The sequence below is a fragment of the Mucilaginibacter pankratovii genome (assembly GCF_014773265.1).
Taxonomy (GTDB): domain Bacteria; phylum Bacteroidota; class Bacteroidia; order Sphingobacteriales; family Sphingobacteriaceae; genus Mucilaginibacter; species Mucilaginibacter pankratovii.
In genome coordinates, this window is the sequence record NZ_JACWMY010000017.1 from 1 (window position 1) to 20,627 (window position 20,627).

The window sequence follows — 20,627 nt, forward strand, 5'->3', positions numbered from 1 at the left end:
CGAATTATTCATCTTTCCCATTATAAAACATTTGCTTATTGAACCCAAAAAAGGCAAAAAAGCGGCTTTTCAGATTGTTGATGATATATTTAATCCCTTAAGTTAACGGCTATGGTGACAACACCAACAAAGGCTCTAAGATTATTAAAACGAAAAAACCCGGCGATGAGCCGGGTTTTCTGTTTTATACTTATCTTACTGCGAGGAAAGCGTGGGCATGTAAGGCAACCACTCACCACCCTCTACTCATCACTCACTATTTTACCACCCAGGTATTATCCGCCTTGGTAGCATCTACAAAAATGCCGGTATCCAAAGTAACCGATTTCAGGCTTTTTCCAATAACAGCTTTGAATGTTACGTAGGCTTGTTTTTGGTTAGCTTCCCAAATGGCAGGTGTTTGGTGGATGGTTTTGGTAGTGCCATCGGCAAAGGTTAATACCACATCAAACGGAATAGCGAAACCGCCAACGTTGCTCACATTTAAAGTGTAGCCATCTTTGCCTTTTACACCTTCTTTTATCGCCAGGTCGTTATAACCATTGCTGAAGAACCAGTTGTTGAAGAACCAGGTAAGGTTTTTGCCCGATACGTTGCTCATGGAGTTGAAATAATCCCATGGGATAGGGTGTTTGCCATGCCATCTGTCCATGTAGCCGTGCAGCGCTTTTTTAAACAGGTCGTCGCCCAGCATATCTTTTAGTGCAAGGTAGCTTAATGATGGCTTGCCGTAAGCATTGTTGCCATAACCGCCTTTTTGCTCGCTGCTCATGGTGATGATGGGCTGATCTTCGGCGGTTGATTTATCGCCTATCCAGCCGTTGATACGGAACTGCTTGTAAAACTCAGCAGCTTTCGCCTGCCCGTTCTCCGCTGTGCCTATCAGGTATTCCAGGGTGGTTGCCCAGCCTTCGTCCATAAAGGCGTACTTACTTTCGTTGATACCCATGTAAAAAGGGAACCAGGTGTGTGCTATCTCATGGTCCTGCACCAGCTGTGCAAAAACAGGATCGCCAAATTGGCTATCGTTCACCATCATGGGGTATTCCATATCGGCGAAGCCCTTAAAGGCAGTCATTTTTGGGAAGGGGTAGGGTACGCCCGGCCAGTTGGCGCTAAACCATGCCAATGCATTACGCCCGTATTGTACCGATTTTTTAAAGTCGAAGGCGGCTTCGGGGTAGGCTGCCTGCATGCTGGAGCGGCGACCTGTTGTTTTATCAACCACAACGCTGGCCGCATCCCAAATGTAATGGTTGCTGATACCCACAGCCATATCGCTGATGTCATCTGCTTTCCACACCCAGGTATTGGTTGCATTTTGCGCGGTTACGCTATTGGCGTTTAACTCGGCAAGGGTAGCCACGTGTATGGTGGAGTCGCTCGTCATCGAAGCTGATAAGCGTTTTGCAAACTCGGGTTGTAAAACCTGAGCAGGATTTTGCAATGTCCCTGTTGCCCAAACTACATAGTTTTTAGGCACAGTTACATTTAGCGTATAGTTGTTAAAATCGTTGTAAAACTCTTTCGAATCTACAAACTCCACGCGATCCCAGCCCTGGTAATCGTCGTAAACAGATACGCGGGGATAAAAATAAGCGAGGTAGAAGGAGGTAGAATCTATCACCCCTTCGCGGCCGCTCTCTTTACTCAGATCGAAATGCCAGGTAATATCCAGCTTTACCGAATCGTGCGGTAATAAAGGTTTGGTTAGCCCTACAGCCTGGTTGGTAGTAGCGGCTGTTTTATTATCCCATTTCTTTTTTTGGCCAGCTACTAAAAAGCTGTCAACCTGTATACCTTCGGTAAGGTAATCTAAACTGGCGTTGCCATCGCGCGATGCACCGGGGCGATGAATGTTGAGGATCAGCTTCATATTCAGCCTTTTCAGGGTGTCGGGGCTGTTGTTAAAATAGATGATCTGCTCAACGCCCTTTACGGTGCGGCCGGGGGGCGTTAAGGTTACCGAGATATTGTACTTGCCAAAATTTTGCCAGTACTTGCTGCCCGGCTTACCATCGGGCGAGCGGGTACTTTTGGTATAAGCCTGCTTAATTTCGCGCGGCATATACAGGTTTTGAGCTTGTAATTGTAACAAAAACAGGCTGCATAATGCGGTTAACGCAATTGGTTTTAACATAAGTTATTGGGTTGTTGGATATATTGTATTTGATGATTTAGCGCGCAAATTAAATATTATACTTCTAATAGTTGAGACGATCAGCGTAAACGAATTGTTACAATGCCGCGGGCATATTAATTTGCTTACCGCCAATTAATTATTTTTATTTGTTCAAAGTTATTTTAGTAGGGGTATTAGATAACTGTGCAAAGCCGGGCGTTATGTCCGGCTTTTGTTATTTATAGCTGTTTTGAAGTTTCAAGAAGCCAAACCAATTGGAATTTAGGAGAGGTATAAGGTTTATAATCAAAACAACAGGCCAAATGGAAGTATTCACCTCTAACCTCTAACCTCTAACCTCTAACCTCTAACCTCTAATTCGTGATATATTCCTTAGCTATCAACGTAAATAGCTTATCATTATCCTGCGATTCATCAAAACTTTCCTGCAGCATTTGAATGATATTATCGTGCTTCAGCATTTTAGCTATCATAATAAGCATCCGGTACGAGGTAATGTTTACATGCTCTAATACCTGCACATACAGCATCAGGTCCAGATCGTTTAAAAGGGGCAGGGTTTGATCCTCATTGAGGCAAAACTCATCTTTAATAATATTGGTGATGGGGTTGCATTCGTTGTTTTCGGGGGTTTCGCCCAACAATGCATAAATAGCCTTCATCCGCACAATTTGTTTAAGCACATCTCCGCCAAACTCTTCAATGGCGAGTTGCAAGCCTTTGAAAGAAGCAAGATCCACAAGGCCCGGCAGGGTTTTGTGCAAAAAGCATTTGCCGTTGTATATGCGGTTGAGGTGGTGATGGAACACCTCTTTTAATAAATCATCATTTAACGGCACAGGGGTAGCGGTAGTTTCCATTCTGTTTAATTTTAACCGTGACGGGAAGCACAAAACTCTGATTTATTTTGGAAATGTAAAAACGATTTTGCTACGTAAATGTAAGTTTAATTATCGGGCGTATGGTATATTGATACCTTTGCCAAATACTATTGTGTTATGAAATATAAGTTAGGCGATTTTGTACGGTTTGTGGACGAAAAAATGGAAGGGTATGTTACCCGCATTATTAACGATCAGATGATAGGCGTAACCGGCGATGACGATTTTGAGATCCCGGTACTTGCTACCAAGGTAACATCAGTACATGGCCACAGCAAACTGGTGGGCGATGAGGAAGAGCCGCTTGTTGAAGCAATTGTCCCTGCCGGGGAATTTAAAAGCAAAGGTGTTTATATCGCAGTAGTTGCCGATGCTAAGGCCGGTTCGGTAGTGCACCTGCATTTGCTTAACGAAACCTCGTACCAGCTATTAGCCTCGGTTAGTACCGAACAAAATAAACAATACAAGGGCGAGTTTGCCGGTATTATTGAGCCACGCAGCCATGCCAAAGTATACTCGGCAAAATTGGCCGATCTGCAGCTGTGGCCAAAACTTATCTTCCAGGTATTGTTTAATACTAAACAAAACCAGCCGGTGCTTAGTCCATTGAATATAACCGAGCAATTTAAGGCGAAGGATTTTTCTGGAGCCAAAAAGCAGGTGCCATTTATCAACCAGTTGGGCTGGATGATCCAGCTGGATGAGCCAGAACTGGTGATAGATGCCGAAAAACTAAAAGAAGCCTTTTTTAAGCCCGCCGAAGAAAAGCAAGTGGTTGCCAAACCGCAGCAGGAGGTAGACCTCCACATAGAAAAACTGCGGGATGATCACCAGTTTTTAGCCAGCAGCGAGATATTGAACATACAACTGACCAATTTTAAACACGCGCTGGATGCCGCCATAGTGCACCAGATGCCCGAGATTACCTTTATCCACGGCACCGGCAACGGGATACTGAAACATGAATTGCACAAGCTGCTGAGCAAAAACCAAAAAGTGCAAACCTTTTTAGATGCGCGGAAGGAGAAGTTTGGCTATGGTGCAACTAAGGTAATGTTGAAGTAGACAAACTGCTGTACTTTACCACAAAGGACACAAAGAGCTAATTTAATAGATTCGCAAAGGGCACAAAGATTTTAAAACTTTGTGCCCTTTGTGGCTATGGGACATGCCCATCTTTGTGTGCTTTGTGGTTAAATCTCAAATTGGTTAACATTTTTATTATTAATATGTACAATTGACACATTGGCTCTTACCCGCTATCTATATTTTTAAAAACTCAATTACTAATCATTAACTATGCTCCGGTTAAATTCTGTTTTTAAAAAGTTAGCGCTCCTGTGCGTTTGTATTTCCTGGTTCGGCAACGCCAAAGCCAATGTAATTTCCTTTACAAAAAATGCTAAAAGCGTAACTTTTAAGCTGGATAAAGGCTTAATGCAGCTCAATATCTGCAAGGCGGATATCATTGAGGTGAAGTACACTATATTTGATAGTTTCCCCATAAAAGAATCGTTGGTGGTGAATAATAAATGGCCGCTTGCAACTGCATTTACGATAACAGATGGCAAAACCGAGGTAACTATCACAACTGCCAAACTCAAAATAAAAATAAACAAGGCAAGCAATGCCATCACCTATTGCGATATGGCTGGCAAAGTGATCGCCGCGGAAGCAAGCAGCAATAAAAGCATGTCGCCAGCTACCATTGCCGGGATAGAAACGTATAATGTAAGCACAGCCTTCAACTCCCCGGCAACGGAAGCGCTTTACGGGATGGGCTGCCACCCGCTCGATTCACTGAGCATAAACTACAAAGGCCGCGACCAGGATATGGCTATTAAATACCTTACCGGTGCCATCCCGGTGATGCTGTCTACCCAAGGGTATGGTTTGATGTGGGATAATTACTCGGCTTCTAACTTTTATGGCGCCGAGGAAGGCAACACCCAATTCAAATACGTATCCGAAAGCGGCAAACAGGTTGATTACTACTTTTTTTACGGCCCGGACTTTGATCATATCATCGACCTGTACCGCACTGCAACCGGTCGCGCGCCTATGTTTGGTAAATGGGCCTACGGCTTGTTCCAGTCGCAGGACAGGTACCTGAGCGAGGCAGAGATCCTGACCGTTAAAGACAATTACCGCAACAACAACATCCCCGTAGATGTATTGGTGCAGGATTGGTACTACTGGGATCCATTGCCCATCGGTTCGCACATTATGAAGCCGGAACGCTATCCACATCCAAAAAAGCTGGTAGATGCCCTGCACGCCGCCAACTTGCACGCCATGATCTCTATCTGGCCGGTGTTTGGTAAAGGCACACCCAATTACGATGCTTTAGAAAAAATGGGGGGCCTCACCAGCATTACCTGGGATAACGTAGTCACACATACTTTTGATACCTATTACGATGCCCACAACCCCAAAGCCCGCGAATTGTATTGGCAGCAGGCCCGCGACAGCCTGGTAAAACGCTACGGTTGGGACGCCTGGTGGATAGACCAGTGCGAACCGGATAATGGCGCCCTGCTTGATGAACGCCGTAAAGCCAACTTTTACACCGGCAAGGGGATAGATTATTTTAACACCTATTCGCTACAACATACCAAGGGCGTTTACGAAGGCTGGCGCAGGGATATCCCTGGCAAGCGTGCTTTCTTTTTGGTGAGGCAGTCGTTTGCGGGCGAGCAACGCAATGCATCAACCTTATGGTCGTCTGATATTGAATGTACTTTTGCCAGCTTTAAAAACCAGGTACCGCAGGGGATCAATGCCTGTGCATCGGGCATTCCTTACTGGACATCCGACATTGGCGGTTACCACTGGAAATGGAAAGCACCCGATTGGTCGAAACCCGAGTTTAAGGAATTGTTTACCCGCTGGTTTCAGTTCGGGGCATTCAGTCCGATATTCCGCATCCACGGAAAAGGGGAGCGGGCCATATTTTCTAAGAACTGGGACGAGGACACACGTTCTATCCTGTTAAACTTTGATAAGCTGCGCTACCGCCTGCTGCCATATATCTACTCGCTGGCAGGCCGTGTGAATACTGAGAATTATACGATGATGCGGGCGCTTACGTTCGATTTTCAGAAGGATGCCAATGTTTATGGTATACCTGATCAGTATATGTTTGGTCCGGCGTTTTTGGTGAACCCGGTTACCGCGCAATTATACACAGGTACAGATGCAGCAAGCAAAGCCAAAACCCGCGAGGTTTACTTGCCGGCAGCTACCAAATGGTACAACTTCTGGACGGGCGAAGTTACCAACGGGGGGCAAAAACTGATCGTAGATGTACCAATGGATATGATGCCGCTATACGTTAGGGCTGGCTCTATCATCCCGATGGGCCCGGTAATGCAATACGCTACCGAAAAACCGGCCGATAAAATAGAGCTGCGTATTTACCCCGGCGCAAACGGCACGTTTAAATACTACGAAGACGAAAACGAGAACTATAATTATGAAAAAGGCGCCAAAGCAACTTTCACTTTAAGCTGGAACGATAAACTACGCCAATTGAGTATCTCGGCCACAAAAGGCAGCTTTAAGGGCATGTTAAAAAAGCACTCATTTAACGTGGTGCTGGTAAAAGGTGCACATGGCTCCAATACCGGCGTAGCTGATAAGATAGATAAGAGTGTGGTTTACACCGGGAAACCGCTGATTGTGAAGTTGTAACACAGAGATACATCCACTGTACGATATCGTACAGTGGATGTATTAAATCCGAACGGATTAGTAGTTGTTGAATTGATTTATTTTATTGATAATCAGTTAATTAAATAATTGGTATCTTTTTAGCCTTATCAGTTTTACCAAAATGATAAGCCATGCTTAAAAATTACTTCCTTATCGCGTTCCGCAACCTGTCAAAAAACAAAGCGTTTTCTTTTATTAATATTTTCGGGCTGGCCATTGGTATGGCAGCCTGTTTGCTCATTTTACAATATGTAAGTTTTGAGTTGAGCTATGATAACTTCCATGTTAATAAGGACCGCGTCTACCGGGTTAATCAGGACAGGTACGATAAAGGCAAACTAAGCACCCAATGGGCAGGCGGGGCTTTTGCACCCGGCAATGCTTTTAAAGCAGATGTGCCCGAGGTGGAGGACTTTGTAAAGCTGGTACCCGCAGGCAACGCGCTGGCTAACTATAAGGACCAGAAAATCGTCATCAAAAAAGATTACTACTGCGGGGAGTCTTTCTTTAAAATATTTTCGTACCCTTTAATAAGCGGCGACCCTAAAACAGCATTGGTAGAGCCAAATTCGGTAGTAATATCCGAAGAGGTGGCTCAAAAGCTTTTCCACAACACGGAAGTAGTGGGGCAAACGTTGACGCTTAATACAACCAAACTATTAAAAATAACAGGCGTAATGAAAAATATGCCTGCCAATACGCATCTGAGTTTCGATATTTTACAATCGTACAGCACCCTGTTAAAAGAGAACCCACCAAGGGACGGATATAACCTGGATAACGCCTGGTATTCCGATGGTTGCACTACCTACCTGTTACTTAAAGCGGGTGCCAACCCTAAGGCAGTAGAAACTAAATTTTTACCCATTGTAAAAAAGGCCTACCAGCAATTTGCCAGTTCGGGCGCAAGCGCGATATATACGTTGCAGCCGATGCCGAGCATTCATTTATACTCTAACCGCATGTTCGAGATCCAGCCAAACGGCGACGGTAAATCTGTTTACCTGTTGTTAGGGATCGCTATTTTCGTAATTATCATCGCCTGGATAAATTACATTAACCTGGCCACCGCGCGCGGCATTGGCCGTGCTAAAGAGGTTGGCGTACGCAAAACATTAGGCTCGGCCAAAACCCAGCTGGTAACACAGTTTATGCTGGAGGCCATGTTCCTGAACGGGCTGGCAGTATTATTTGCCATTGCATTTATTGCCATTTGCCTGCCTATACTGGCCAATATTGCGGGCGTACAAATAGGTTTCGCCTTATTTGCAAAGCCCGGCTTTTGGGCGGCTGTCATCGGCATCTTTATAGTAGGTACCTTCTTCTCGGGCTTTTACCCGGCAATTGTATTGTCTTCTTTTAAACCGATAGAAGTGATGAAGGGCAAATTAACCGCATCGCCCAAAGGTATTGTGCTGCGCAAAGGAATGGTCATCTTCCAGTTCGCGGCCTCCATATTCCTGCTGATAGGCGCGCTTACCGTATACCGGCAGATCCAATTTATGCAGAGCCAGAAATTGGGCGTCACCATAGATCAAACCCTGGTTATTAAAGCCCCGCTGGTTAAGGTAGATTCGTTTTACCGCAGCATGAGTGCTTTTAAACAGGAGAGTTTAAAACAGCCGGCTATCAAAAGCATCACCGTATCCACTTCGGTGCCGGGCGAAGCGGTAGGATGGAATGCCGGCGGTATAAAACTTACCGGCGCGGCAGATGCGACTGCCGACCAGTACCGCATCATTGGCGGCGATTATGATTACCTTACCGCTTACGACCTGAAACTTTTAGCGGGCCGGAAATTTTCTAAAGAATTTACTACCGACCCGAAAACCCTGGTATTCAGTAAAACAGCTACACGCCGCATTGGGTTTGATACCCCCCAGCAGGCCTTAGGCAAACGGGTAGATTTTTGGGGCGATGTGTATACAATAATAGGGGTGGTGGATGATTTTCACCAGCAATCGCTGCGCGATACCTACGATGCCATTATTTTCCGTTGCATCCCGGATGTAAGGGGGGATGTATCTGTTAAAATAAGCTCAACCAATGTAGCCCAAACCATTACAGCCTTAAAAAGCAACTGGGATTCGTTTTTCCCCGGCGACCAGTTCGACTACTTCTTTCTGGATGAACACTTTAACGACCAATACAAAGCCGACCAGCGTTTTGGGCAGGTGTTTGGTATCTTCACTGTGATAGCCATTTTTGTGGCGTGTTTAGGTTTGTTCGGCCTGGTGTCGTTCACTATTGTGCAACGTACCAAAGAGATCGGCATCCGCAAGGTACTTGGCGCATCGGTAAACGGAATATTGCAGCTGCTGTATAAAGATTTTGCCCTGCTCATTGTTATCTCCTTCCTGGTTTCGGCGCCGCTGGGCTGGTATGCCATCAGTAAATGGCTGGAAAGTTACGCGTTCCGTATCAGCATAAATCCCGTGTTATTTATCGTTCCGTTTTTAGTGGTGCTGGTCATCGCTTTTGCAACAGTATCCTGGTTAAGTATAAAGGCGGCCCTTACAAACCCGGTAAAGAGCCTTAAAACAGAATAATTTTACCATAACTATAAGGAGAAAGCCCGGCAAATTAAAGCCGGGTTTTTTGTTTATACGAATTTGGGACAAGTTGATATTGAAAGTTATTTTACGCCGTGTAACGTCATTCTTGGCATGGTATTTATCCTATAGTTAATTCAATAAACCATTAAATAAATTATTATGAAAAGGATCATCTTAACACTGGCCGTTATCGGTTCGTTTGCCATAGGTACAGCCGTTGCCCAGGTAACACCCAATCCCGTTATTAAAAAAGACTCCGTAGTAAAACCAAGACAAAAGGTAACGCCGGCAAAACCGGTTACACCTACTACACCGGTTACACCAACCACGCCGACCACACCTACTATGCCAACGGTGCCTACAACACCTACCATACCAAATAGCCCGACTAACCCTACAAACCCGAGCTATCCAACAACGCCAACAAATCCTACGGTGCCAACAACACCTACGAGCCCAACAGTGCCAACTACACCTGCACCGGTGCCTACTACGCCTACGCCAACAACACCAACAGTGCCTACTACACCTACCGCGCCAACAACGCCACCCGTTAAGCCAGGCAAATAATAATAGCATTTAAACAAAAACAGGCCGCTGCATTTTTTGCAGCGGCCTGTTTTGCTTTACAAAGTTTTGTGATTATTGCTCTTCTACAAATTTCTTCAAACTTTCACCCAGGATGTAGTTCCAGCCTTTGCTAAAGCTCGATATGGCGAAATCCGGTCCATTTTGCGGCATCGTTTCCAGCCCGGTATGAGTTATCCTCACCAATGTTTTATCACCCTCGGGGAAAAGCTCAAAACTCACTTCCGAATCGCCTGGGAAGCCCTCGTAGCGCCAGGTGTAGCTTAGTTTTTTTTCAGGCTCAACAGAGGTTACGCGGCAAAGGTGTATATATTTTTCGCCGGTGCTGCCCTGTCCGGCAAAACTAAACTCAAAGCCAACGCGGGGTTCAAAGCTTTCGAGTTTAAAATACCATTTTTTCATTTTTTCGTTATCGGTTAGGGCTTCCCAAACCTTGCTTGTCGGCGCATTCAGCGTGCGCTCCACTATCAGCGGTTGTGTTTCCATAATTATTTAAGGTTGTTTAGTTTTTTCTTCGTCCAAAAAGCTTTCCAGTGCATCCAGTTTATCATTCCAGAAGTTGCGGTATTGAGCGGCCCAGTCTTCTACCAGCTTCAGTTTTTTGAAATTTGCCTGGCAAAAACGCTCGCGTCCATGTTGTTTCATCACTACCAAACCGCATTCCGTTAATATGCGGATGTGTTTAGATATTGCCGGCCGGCTGATATCAAACTTATCAGCAACCGCATTCAGGTTGAGCTGTTGCGATGCCAGCAGGCTGATGATCTCGCGGCGGGTAGGGTCGGCAATGGCCTGGAATACGTCTCTTCTCATAAAAACAGGCTATATGAAACCTTTCGGTTACAAATATATGTGAAACCTTTTGGTTACGCAAAGTATTTTTATAAAAAAAGCAATTGATGAAAAAGTCAATTTGAATTTAAGATGGAAGGGTTGTGTTGGATGGTGTTTTTTGAGATTGTTGTCGGTTTTGTTGTCGGTTTGTTAGTTTAAAACGGCTGACGGTAATTATTCTGTGTCTTACACTATTAATAATGGCGTTCCCTGCGGGCCAGGCTTTCCGCTCATACTGCGCAGGCATTAGCCACAGGCCGGTATCCGCTGCAATCCTTAACGCAACTTGCGGAATTTATTAAAAAACATATACTTACCTAAAAGTTGTGCTAATACTAAGCAACACCAAGCGCGGCGAATATCTCTTTCATAGAAAAACGGGCCCCGCAAACATGTTCATCGGCAGCGCCATAGTACATCGTAATGGTGTCGCCGTCGTCCTCCAAAATATGCCCGTTAGTAAATACCACGTGGCCGAAAAAGCCGGTTAGTTCATATGGCTCAGATGGTACCATAATGGGTTCCTCTGTGCGAGCTATGACTTTGTACGGGTCGTTCAAATCTAAAAGGAAGGCACCCAGGCAATACTGGTGCTCGTAATTGGCGCCGTGATAGATTTCCAGCCAGCCCTTTTCGGTTTTGATAGGGGAGCAGCCTGCACCTACACGGGCGCGGTCCCACATATTGCCGCGGGTTTTAACAATGCATTGATGATTGCCCCAATGCACTCCATCGGGCGATTGGGCCAGCCAGATGTAGTTACCGCCGATATCCACACTGCTTGGGCGGTGCAGGGCGTAGAATAGGCCATCTATCTTTTCCTCAAAAATGGCGCAGTCCTTATTATGCGGTGGCAATATCATGCCGTGCTCTTCAAAAGTTTTCCAGTCGGTAGTGGTACGCATACCCACGCCTACGCCGCTATCGCTTACAGCCGTAAAGGTGAGATAGAATTTATCATCAAGATGCGTAACACGGCAATCCTCTATCCCGAAAGTTTGCAGCGGCCCCTTACCAACGAGGTATTGGTAGCCTTCGGGCTGATAAAATTTTACGCCGTCATCGCTGCAAAGCAGGCGCAGGTGCGATAAGGTAGTGAGGTAATCTACACCTTTATATTTAACTACGCGTGCGTCTGAGGCGATCAGGTCAGCATCATTAAGGGCTATTTCCATAATTTTAGTTTCGCCGGTAGCCGTTAATATTGGGAAGGAAACCATCACCGCAGTTTGCTCTGGCCGCTCGGCAACCCGTACCAGCAGCCAGGTTTTCCCCTCGAACCTGAACACGCCCGGATTGAGCAGGCAAGCGATGTGCAGCCCGTCGAGGCTTGGTTTTAAATGAGCAGGGGATAATAAGGGGTTCTGCGAGAAACGTTTTGCAAGATCTGCCATAAGTTTACACGGTTAGTGTGTATGGCTAACAGGCGGGGTTGAAGATAGGTTTGGAAAAGTTTGAAATAGGAACGATGTGAATGCTGTTGTTAACTGTTGTGGCTTTTCATTCTATTAATTTCTTAATTCCAAAAATTCGAGTTCAAAAAAGGGAACAATAGTAAACCAAGTTGACTTATTTTTTTTCATGACAATTAAATTATACGGAGTTTAATTTATCGCTGTACATTTGCTTAACACTGTTAAATGATTTAATAGCAGTTAAGACACAATGGCAAGTAAAGACAGAATATTGAGATTAAAGGAAGAAACCAGGGTAAATATCCTGGAAGCCGCTCTTGATATTGTTAAGGAAGAAGGATGGCAGGCGCTAAGCATGCGCAAGATTGCCGACAAGATAGAATACACAGCTCCTATAATATATGAATACTTTGCTAACAAGGAGGCTATCCTGTTAGAGTTGAACCGCCAGGGTTACCTTAAACTGGCAAAAGAACTTCAGCAGGCGAAGGACGCACACGCTACGCCGGCGGAACAGTTAGAAGCTATGTGGCTTACTTACTGGAACTTTGCTTTTGCAAATAAAGAGCTCTACCAGGGCATGTTTGGTATTACTACCAGCTGTGCCTGCGAAATGGTGAATAAACTACCGGAGGCCGAACTACCCTGGGACATCATCACAGCATCTATCGGCGAGCTAATGAAGATCGAAGATATGGATTCCGAGATCATCTGTACCAAATATTACACGTTTTGGTCTATTGTACACGGGTTGGTATCTATCAACCTGCTGGATAGAGGTAACAGCGACGCCATAAACAGGCAGGTATTAAGAGATGCCATCACCGGCATTATCAGGAGTATAACTCCGTAAATTTTTTAACTAATAATATACAGTGTTAAATAATCTAACGCTGTTAAATAATTGTAATCTTATTATTAACTTTTAACAAATACAGCTATGGAAACAAACTCACACTCATCATACCAATCGGTTAACACTGTTAAACAGTTTAATGGTGTTGTAATATATAAATCAGCTCGATGTCGTTAGCTCCGCTGCAGGCACCAAAAAACATCTACCTACAAAACAGAATACCACAATACGAATACAATGAATTACTCAAACGAATCCATATATATTAATAGCCTCCGGGCAACATTTAATCCTACTAACTCACGCTCAAAATTAATCATCATGAAAAGTATCTTAATAGCCATTATAGCGATAGCACTCTTCAGCTGCTCGCCAAAACAAGAAGCGGCGCAGGCCCCCGCGCCGCCGGCTTTACCGGTTTCAACCATATTAGCCGGTACCCAAACCACTTACCAGGAATATCCTGCCTCTATTGAAGGCACTGTTAACGTAGAGATACGCCCACAGGTAAGCGGCGCTTTAGATAAAGTATTTGTAGACGAAGGCGCGTTTGTTTCTGCCGGTCAGCCGATATTTAAAATAAACGAACAACCTTACCGCGCAGCTTTAAACAACGCGCTGGCAGCCTTACATGCAGCTGAAGCCGCTGCAGGCAACGCGCAGCTGGAGGTTGATAAACTTACCCCGCTGGTTGCCAACAAAGTGGTATCAGATTACCAGCTGAAAACAGCTAAAGCAGCTTACCAGGTTGCCAAAGCCAATATCGAATCGGCAAAGGCAAACGTATCTACCGCTCAAATAAACGTAGGTTATACGCTGATAAAAGCGCCCGTTAGCGGTTACATTGGCAGGCTGATCAAAAAACAGGGAAGCCTGGTTTCGCCGCAGGATGTTGATGCACTAACCCAATTATCTGATGTGCATGATGTGCATGTGTACTTCTCTTTAGGCGAAAAGGATTTCGTGGCCTTTAAAGAGCAATACCCCGGCACAACATTAAAAGATAAGCTTAAGCAATTGCCGGCCGTTGCCTTGCTGCTATCAGATAACAGCGAATACGCAAAAGAAGGCCACATAGATATGATAGACGGCCAGTTTGATAAAACTACCGGCGCTATCACCTTAAGGGCCAGCTTCAGCAACCCGCAGGGCCTCTTACGCAGCGGCAACACAGGCAAAATTCGTTTGAGCCTGCCACACAAGGATGCGCTTATTGTGCCCGAATCTGCTACTGTAGAAATGCAGGACAAGGTGTTTGTTTGGGCTGTGGCTGATAGCAATAAGGTGAAAAAACTGCCAATTACCATCGAAGGTAAAAGCGGTAATAACTACCTGGTTAGAAGCGGCATAAAAGCCGGCGACCGCATAGTACTTTCCGGTATCGATAAATTGCAGGAAGGCGCGGTGATAAAACCGGAACCGGTTGCAGCCGATAAAGCGGTAGCTGTAGCAAAAAACTAAATAAGGGCAGCCTCACCCTGCGCTCTCCAAAGGAGAGGTTCAAAAAATTCTTAAGTCCCTCTCCAAAAGAGAGGGGTTAGGGTGAGGCTAAAATAAAAAACTCAAGACAAAAGACACAAGAACCAGGGGTAAGGTATAGGGGATATGGAGAGGAGACCGTGAGGTATCTTGCTCCCTGGTTCTTCCTGTCTTTGCTTCTACAAAAATCAAAGCCATGTTTCAAAAATTTATAGAACGGCCGGTACTATCAACAGTTATCTCCATATTGTTGGTGATTGTGGGTATCCTCGGCCTTACCAAACTGCCCTTAGAGCGTTTCCCTAATATTGCCCCGCCGGCAGTATTGGTAACCGCAGCCTACCCGGGTGCCAATGCCGAAACCATATTACGTTCGGTAACACCTTCCCTCGAGGAAGCAATTAACGGTGTGGAGAATATGACCTACATGACCTCTACCGCCAGTAACGATGGTTCGCTGGGCATTACCGTATACTTTAAACAAGGAACCAACCCCGATCAGGCGGCCGTAAACGTGCAAAACCGCGTTTCGCAGGCTACAAGCCAACTGCCTGCCGAGGTTGTGCAATATGGTATCACCACCACCAAACAGCAAAATAGCTTTATTGGTGCGCTGGCTATTTATACGGAGGATACCACAAAGTTCGACCAAACCTTTGTAGCCAACTACGCGCAGATAAACATTATACCCGAGATAAAACGTATCCCCGGTGTGGGTTCGGCGCAGGTATTTGGCGGCGTTAAGGATTACAGCATGCGTGTTTGGTTGAATCCGGCGCAAATGGCAACTTACAAAATTACCCCTGCCGAAGTAATGGCCGCCATACAGGACAAAAACCTGGAGGCTGCCCCAGGCCGTTTCGGCGAGCGCAGCGACCAATCGTTCGAGTATGTAATTAAATATAAAGGTAAGTTAACCAAGCCCGAAGAATACCAGAACATTGCCATCCGTGCCAACGCCGATGGCAGCGTACTGCACCTTAAAGATGTGGCACGTGTAGAACTGGGTGCTTATTCTTACAATAGCTACAGCAACCTTAACGGGCACGATGGTGTTATCGTTGGTATCATCCAGTTATCAGGATCCAACGCCAACGAGATCCAGATCCAGATTGATAAGCTGATGGAGAAAGCCTCAAAAAGTTTCCCTCCGGGCATCAAATACAACCAGTTCTACCGTACCAAAACCGATCTTGATGAATCTATCAACCAGGTTGAGCACACTTTGATAGAAGCTTTTGTGCTGGTATTCATCGTGGTGTTTATATTCCTGCAAGATTTTAGGTCTACGCTTATACCGGCCATTGCGGTGCCTGTGGCCATTATTGGTACCTTCTTTTTCATGAACCTTTTCGGGTTCTCTGTTAACTTGTTAACCCTGTTTGCATTGGTGCTTGCCATTGGTATTGTGGTGGATGATGCCATTGTGGTGGTTGAGGCCGTTCACTCCAAAATGGAGCACGACCCAAGTCTTAGCCCTAAAAAGGCAACCAGCGAAGCGATGCACGAAATTACCGGCGCTATCATATCTATTACCCTGGTGATGGCTGCGGTGTTCCTGCCGGTGAGTTTCATGTCTGGTTCCACAGGTATTTTCTACAAGCAGTTTGCCTTAACCATGGCCATAGCCATTATTATCTCAGCTGTTAACGCTTTAACTTTAAGCCCGGCCCTTGCTGCTTTGTTTTTAAAGAACAAACATACTGCCAATGGCGAGGCAGCGCCTAAAAAAGGCTTTGCAGATAAGTTTTACGCAGGTTTTAATGGTAGCTTCAACTACATCACCGATAGGTATGTTGGCGGCATAAAAGTGCTTATTAAAAATAAATGGGTAAGTATGGCCGGCCTCGCTGTACTAATTGCTGTTACCGTGTTTATGGTGAACAGAACCAAAACAGGCTTTATCCCTACCGAAGACCAGGGTTTTGTGGCCGTAGCGGTATCTACACCATCCGGAACCTCTCTAAGCGGTACCAACAAGATATTTAAACAAGCCGAAGATCAGCTGAAAACGCTGCCATCTGCAAGGTTTGTTACAGCTTTATCGGGCTTTAACTTCCTTACGCAGTCGAGCAGCCCCTCTGCCGGTGTTATATTCCTTTTGCTGAAACCTACCGACGAAAGGGGCGATGTGAAGAACATCGATGAGATTCAGAATATTGTAAGGGGCAAGCTGGGCGCTGTACCGGGTGGTACGTTCTTCGTGTTCAGTTTCCCTACCGTTCCGGGCTTCAGCAATGTGGAAGCGTTAGATGTAATGCTGCAGGATAAAACCAATGGCAAGCTGGATAAATTCAGTGCCGTGGCCAATAACTTTATTGCCAAGGTAATGCAGAAACCAGCCGTTGCTTACGCATTTACATCGTACAAGGCCGATTACCCGCAATTGCAATTAGAAATTGATGACGATAAAGCCAGCCAATTGGGCGTAAATGTAAAGGACATTCTTTCAACAATGCAGGCCTATTTTGGAACGGCGCAGGCTTCGGACTTTAACCGCTTTGGTAAATACTACCGCGTAGTGGTGCAGGCTGATGCAGCTGACCGTACCGACCCGACTACTATCGACCGGGTGTTTGTGAAAAACAACAGAGGCGAAACCGTGCCGATAAACACGTTGGTAAAACTTACCCGGGTTTACGGTTCCGAAACAGCTTCGCGCTATAACCTGTTCAACTCTATCCAGGTGAACGCCATTCCTAAACCGGGCTACAGTTCGGGCGATGCTATTAAAGCAATCGAGGAAACTGCCAAAGAGGAACTTCCGGAAGGATTTACCTATGAGTTCTCGGGCCAAACCCGCGAAGAGATCTCATCGGGCGGGCAATCAACCGTGGTATTCCTGCTGTGTTTGGTATTCGTGTACTTCCTGCTATCGGCACAGTATGAAAGTTATATCCTGCCATTGGCAGTAATACTTTCTATCCCTACAGGTATCTTCGGTGTGTTTGCAGTACTGGGCTTAACCGGTATCGAAAACAACATCTATGTACAGGTAGCGCTTATTATGCTCATTGGTTTACTGGCCAAGAACGCCATCCTGATCGTAGAGTTTGCGGTGCAAAAACGGCGTAACGGGATGAGCCTGGTTGACGCAGCCATTGAGGCATCGCGCCAAAGGATCCGTCCAATTGTGATGACATCGCTGGCCTTCGTATTCGGTTTGTTCCCAATGAGTATTGCTACCGGCCCATCGGCTCAGGGTAACCACTCTATCAGTATTGGTGCCGCAGGCGGTATGGTGTCTGGCGTGTTGCTGGGCTTGTTTATCATCCCTGTGTTGTTTGTGATATTCCAGCATTTACAGGAACGTATAAGCGGTGTGCCGTTCGACAGGCATCGGAATAAAAATACCGATAGTAACGACAAGCACGTAGATGAATTGCAACCGGAAATGATATAAAGAGCAATGCCTCACCCCAACCCCTCTCCAAAGGAGAGGGGCTTTAAGAAACTCTATTATAGAACCCCCTCCTTTGGAGAGGGCAGGGTGAGGCTCCTGGCTCACAAACGAACTTTAACAACAAGACAATGAAAAATTTATTCAGTAAACTGGCCTTTATACTGGTGGTGTTATCCGGTTGTTCAGTTTCAAAAGATATAGAAACACCCAAGCCCGAGCTGCCAACCGAATTCAGGAACGTGGCAACCGTAGGCGATACCAGCAGCATTGCTGATATACAGTGGAAAAGCTTTTTTGCTGATGCCACTTTGCAAAAACTGATAGATAGCGCTATCGTAAAAAATTACGACATGCAGATCGCGGTAAAAAACATCGAAGCATCGCAATTGCTTTTTAAACAGGTAAAATGGGATTATGTGCCTACCGTTGGCTTAAATGTTACGGCAAGCAGCAACCGCCCAAGCGATAATAGTGTTACTGGCTTAAGTATCAGCCAGTTTGGTATCGGTACCAACCATGTGGAAGACTATTCGGCTAACCTGGCTTTATCATGGGAAGCTGATATTTGGGGAAAGATCAAGAACCGTCAGCGCAGCGCGTTGGCCCAATACCTGCAAACTGCTGAAGCAAAAAAGGCTATCCAAACCAATATCGTAGCCGGTGTATCTCAAGGTTATTATAACCTGCTGATGCTTGATGAGCAGTTGAACATTGCCCAGCGGAATGTTAAACTGAACGATAGCACCCTGCGTATTATCCGTTTGCAATATGATGCCGGGCAGGTAACTTCCCTTGCCGTTCAGCAGGCCGAAGCGCAGCGCCAGGCAGCAGAGCAATTAGTACCCCAGTTTGAGCAGAACATCACTATACAGGAAAACGCTCTGCGCGTGCTTACCGGCGAATTGCCCGATAAAATTGCCCGCAGCGCCAAACTGGATGATCTTACAGTTCCCGAAAACCTTTCGGCGGGTGTGCCATCGGCCATTGTAAGCCGCAGGCCCGATGTGCGCAGCTCGGAATTGGCTTTAACTGTTGCTAATGCCAACGTAGGTATCACTAAGGCCGCTATGTATCCAACCTTAACTATCACAGCCAGCGGTGGCCTCAATTCCTTTAAGGCCAGCAATTGGTTTAATATCCCGGCTTCCCTGTTTGGTACAGTGGCAGGTGGGGTTGCACAGCCTTTATTAAACCGTAAAAGATTAAAAACCCAGTACGAAGTGGCTAAGGTAGATCGTGAGAAAACCGTGCTACAGTTCCGCCAGTCGGTATTGAACGCGGTAGGCGAGGTGAGCGATGCTTTGGTAAGGATAGAAAAACTAAAACAGCAACAAGCTATTGCAGCTAACCGCGTGAAAACGCTGCAACAGGCAACAGCCAATGCCAACCTGTTGTTTAAAAACGGCCTTGCCAATTACCTCGAAGTAATTACCGCCCAGGGCAACGTTTTACAAGGCGAATTAGAATTAGCTACCGTAAAACGCACCCAACTGGATGCTGTATCGGCTTTGTACCGCTCATTAGGCGGCGGCTGGAAATAAATAATATTAACACCCCTATATATAGCAGAGGCCTTCGGTAATTCGAAGGCCTTTTGCATTCTCCCTTACTTCATCCCGAATTTATTTCGGGACTTATATGCATAGTAGTATGCAAAGCGATTACCATAATGGCTTTTATAATAGGGTATTGAAACACGTTCAACATGATGGTTTAATAAGCAAAAAAGCCCTCTGCTTTTCAGCAAAGGGCTTCGTATATAAGAAACAGCTTAAACTATCTGTCCGGTTTGTGTATCCACAGTATAGGTATCGCCGTTGATAACGATCTTCACTTTATGGCCGCCCAGGAATGTGATGCTTCCTTTGTAGTTCCATTTGCCTTGCGGGGTATCGCCAATAGTTTCAAACGTTGCCGAACCACTGATGATGTCGCCATCGAGAGATGATGGGTCGATAATAAGCGAAGTGAGTTTATAATTGAACGTGGTACTCATTTTCGGTTTCGAGCCTGTATTGTACTGCACATCAGCCTTCATATTCATAATACCGCTGAAAGATAATTTATCATCGGGTTTTTGCGGGTTTACAGCGCTAACCGTTAAATTTTGCAGGATGTTATATTTAGCCGCCATTGAAGGAGTGGTGAGGTTAACCAGCAAGCTATCGTACATAGTTAAACCGGTTGGCGTATTGTTAGTGCAGGTTGATGCAAATTTAAACCGCCCGCTAATACTCATTTTTAGCGTATCAAAATCCATGCTATAGGTCATGGTGGTGTCCATCATCGAACCACACTCCGGGGTAACCGAATTGATAATTATTTTTTTACGACCGGGTGCTATCGCATTTATTTGCGGGCTTAAGCCGTCGCTTAAATCAAAACCGCCAACACCGCCATAAAGGCTTTGCGCTAAGTTTAAAGCGATTTGCTGGCTTACTGCTTTAGATGTTACGGTATTGCCCCCGGTTACGCCTCCGGTTCCGCTATAGTCGGGTGCATCCTTGGTACAGGAAGTATATAGAAGTACCATGGCTGCAACAGCTAATATGCAGGAGAGTAATTTTCTTTTCATGTGATAAAGATTTAGCTTGTAATGTTTTGCATAAATTTAGATAAAAATTAAAACATTCAAAGCAACAAATTCCAGTTTTTTAAGTGCATTAAATAGGCGACTCACCGCTGATAATAGCTCTTAAAAACAGAAAAGCCTCTTGCTTTTCAGCAAAAGGACTTCTCTTATCACTCCCAAAATTAAA

14 protein-coding genes are annotated in these 20,627 nt (G+C 45.4%); 8 read left to right on the top strand and 6 right to left on the bottom strand.

Translation table 11 applies throughout. The features are described from left to right. Positions 1-256: 256 nt before the first annotated feature. Together IDJ77_RS25425 and IDJ77_RS25430 are read right to left on the bottom strand one after the other, a co-directional pair. Entirely contained in the window at positions 257-2,140 is a 1,884-nt protein-coding gene (locus tag IDJ77_RS25425; RefSeq protein WP_191191811.1) for a M1 family metallopeptidase, read from the bottom strand. A 356-nt stretch (positions 2,141-2,496) separates the two neighbouring features. Next, a complete protein-coding gene (locus tag IDJ77_RS25430; protein ID WP_191191812.1) occupies positions 2,497-3,003 on the bottom strand; it encodes a DUF892 family protein in 507 nt (168 codons plus the stop codon). A gap of 138 nt (positions 3,004-3,141) precedes the next feature. Here IDJ77_RS25430 and IDJ77_RS25435 point away from each other — a divergent pair, with 138 nt between their 5' ends. From IDJ77_RS25435 to IDJ77_RS25450, 4 genes are all read left to right on the top strand, one after another. Further along, the gene (locus tag IDJ77_RS25435; protein WP_191191813.1) at positions 3,142-4,089 is read left to right on the top strand and encodes a Smr/MutS family protein; all 948 of its coding nucleotides are present in this window, start codon (positions 3,142-3,144) and stop codon (positions 4,087-4,089) included. 234 nt (positions 4,090-4,323) lie between these two features. Further along, positions 4,324-6,717 (top strand): glycoside hydrolase family 31 protein, encoded by a 2,394-nt coding sequence (locus IDJ77_RS25440; RefSeq protein WP_191191814.1) that lies wholly within the window; start codon positions 4,324-4,326, stop codon positions 6,715-6,717. Positions 6,718-6,869: 152 nt separating this feature from the next. Continuing rightward, a complete protein-coding gene (locus IDJ77_RS25445; RefSeq protein WP_191191815.1) occupies positions 6,870-9,287 on the top strand; it encodes an ABC transporter permease in 2,418 nt (805 codons plus the stop codon). A gap of 165 nt (positions 9,288-9,452) precedes the next feature. After that, positions 9,453-9,863, top strand: a complete 411-nt coding sequence (locus IDJ77_RS25450; protein ID WP_191191816.1) for a hypothetical protein — start codon at positions 9,453-9,455, stop codon at positions 9,861-9,863. A 72-nt stretch (positions 9,864-9,935) separates the two neighbouring features. On the opposite strand, the gene IDJ77_RS25455 is transcribed toward IDJ77_RS25450, so the two are convergent. From IDJ77_RS25455 to IDJ77_RS25465, 3 genes are all read right to left on the bottom strand, one after another. Further along, complete coding sequence (locus IDJ77_RS25455) at positions 9,936-10,367, bottom strand: SRPBCC family protein (RefSeq protein ID WP_191191817.1); 432 nt, start codon at positions 10,365-10,367, stop codon at positions 9,936-9,938. 6 nt (positions 10,368-10,373) lie between these two features. After that, positions 10,374-10,694, bottom strand: coding sequence for an ArsR/SmtB family transcription factor (locus tag IDJ77_RS25460; protein ID WP_191191818.1), 321 nt, complete (start codon positions 10,692-10,694; stop codon positions 10,374-10,376). 356 nt (positions 10,695-11,050) lie between these two features. After that, positions 11,051-12,109: a glycoside hydrolase family 130 protein gene (locus IDJ77_RS25465; RefSeq protein ID WP_191191819.1), complete on the bottom strand. Its 1,059-nt coding sequence runs from the start codon at positions 12,107-12,109 to the stop codon at positions 11,051-11,053. 271 nt (positions 12,110-12,380) lie between these two features. On the opposite strand from IDJ77_RS25465, the gene IDJ77_RS25470 reads away from it, so the two are divergent. From IDJ77_RS25470 to IDJ77_RS25485, 4 genes are all read left to right on the top strand, one after another. Then, complete coding sequence (locus IDJ77_RS25470) at positions 12,381-12,983, top strand: TetR/AcrR family transcriptional regulator (RefSeq protein WP_191191820.1); 603 nt, start codon at positions 12,381-12,383, stop codon at positions 12,981-12,983. A gap of 324 nt (positions 12,984-13,307) precedes the next feature. Continuing rightward, positions 13,308-14,447, top strand: a complete 1,140-nt coding sequence (locus IDJ77_RS25475; RefSeq protein WP_191191821.1) for an efflux RND transporter periplasmic adaptor subunit — start codon at positions 13,308-13,310, stop codon at positions 14,445-14,447. A 214-nt stretch (positions 14,448-14,661) separates the two neighbouring features. After that, positions 14,662-17,868 carry an efflux RND transporter permease subunit gene (locus IDJ77_RS25480; protein WP_191191822.1) on the top strand — a complete coding sequence of 1,069 codons (3,207 nt, stop codon included), beginning with the start codon at positions 14,662-14,664 and terminating at the stop codon, positions 17,866-17,868. Between the two features lie 128 nt (positions 17,869-17,996). Further along, the gene (locus IDJ77_RS25485; RefSeq protein ID WP_191191823.1) at positions 17,997-19,409 is read left to right on the top strand and encodes an efflux transporter outer membrane subunit; all 1,413 of its coding nucleotides are present in this window, start codon (positions 17,997-17,999) and stop codon (positions 19,407-19,409) included. A 230-nt stretch (positions 19,410-19,639) separates the two neighbouring features. Here the strand turns inward: IDJ77_RS25485 and IDJ77_RS25490 are convergent, their stop codons facing one another. Next, complete coding sequence (locus IDJ77_RS25490; protein WP_191191824.1) at positions 19,640-20,443, bottom strand: hypothetical protein; 804 nt, start codon at positions 20,441-20,443, stop codon at positions 19,640-19,642. Positions 20,444-20,627 lie beyond the last annotated feature (184 nt).

Coding starts and splice junctions, on each gene's coding strand:
- IDJ77_RS25475 (WP_191191821.1), top strand. CDS start 13,308: ATGAAAAGTATCTTAATAGCCATTATAGCGATAGCACTCTTCAGCTGC.
- IDJ77_RS25465 (WP_191191819.1), bottom strand. CDS start 12,109: ATGGCAGATCTTGCAAAACGTTTCTCGCAGAACCCCTTATTATCCCCT.
- IDJ77_RS25455 (WP_191191817.1), bottom strand. CDS start 10,367: ATGGAAACACAACCGCTGATAGTGGAGCGCACGCTGAATGCGCCGACA.
- IDJ77_RS25485 (WP_191191823.1), top strand. CDS start 17,997: ATGAAAAATTTATTCAGTAAACTGGCCTTTATACTGGTGGTGTTATCC.
- IDJ77_RS25430 (WP_191191812.1), bottom strand. CDS start 3,003: ATGGAAACTACCGCTACCCCTGTGCCGTTAAATGATGATTTATTAAAA.
- IDJ77_RS25490 (WP_191191824.1), bottom strand. CDS start 20,443: ATGAAAAGAAAATTACTCTCCTGCATATTAGCTGTTGCAGCCATGGTA.
- IDJ77_RS25480 (WP_191191822.1), top strand. CDS start 14,662: ATGTTTCAAAAATTTATAGAACGGCCGGTACTATCAACAGTTATCTCC.
- IDJ77_RS25435 (WP_191191813.1), top strand. CDS start 3,142: ATGAAATATAAGTTAGGCGATTTTGTACGGTTTGTGGACGAAAAAATG.
- IDJ77_RS25445 (WP_191191815.1), top strand. CDS start 6,870: ATGCTTAAAAATTACTTCCTTATCGCGTTCCGCAACCTGTCAAAAAAC.
- IDJ77_RS25425 (WP_191191811.1), bottom strand. CDS start 2,140: ATGTTAAAACCAATTGCGTTAACCGCATTATGCAGCCTGTTTTTGTTA.
- IDJ77_RS25470 (WP_191191820.1), top strand. CDS start 12,381: ATGGCAAGTAAAGACAGAATATTGAGATTAAAGGAAGAAACCAGGGTA.
- IDJ77_RS25450 (WP_191191816.1), top strand. CDS start 9,453: ATGAAAAGGATCATCTTAACACTGGCCGTTATCGGTTCGTTTGCCATA.
- IDJ77_RS25460 (WP_191191818.1), bottom strand. CDS start 10,694: ATGAGAAGAGACGTATTCCAGGCCATTGCCGACCCTACCCGCCGCGAG.
- IDJ77_RS25440 (WP_191191814.1), top strand. CDS start 4,324: ATGCTCCGGTTAAATTCTGTTTTTAAAAAGTTAGCGCTCCTGTGCGTT.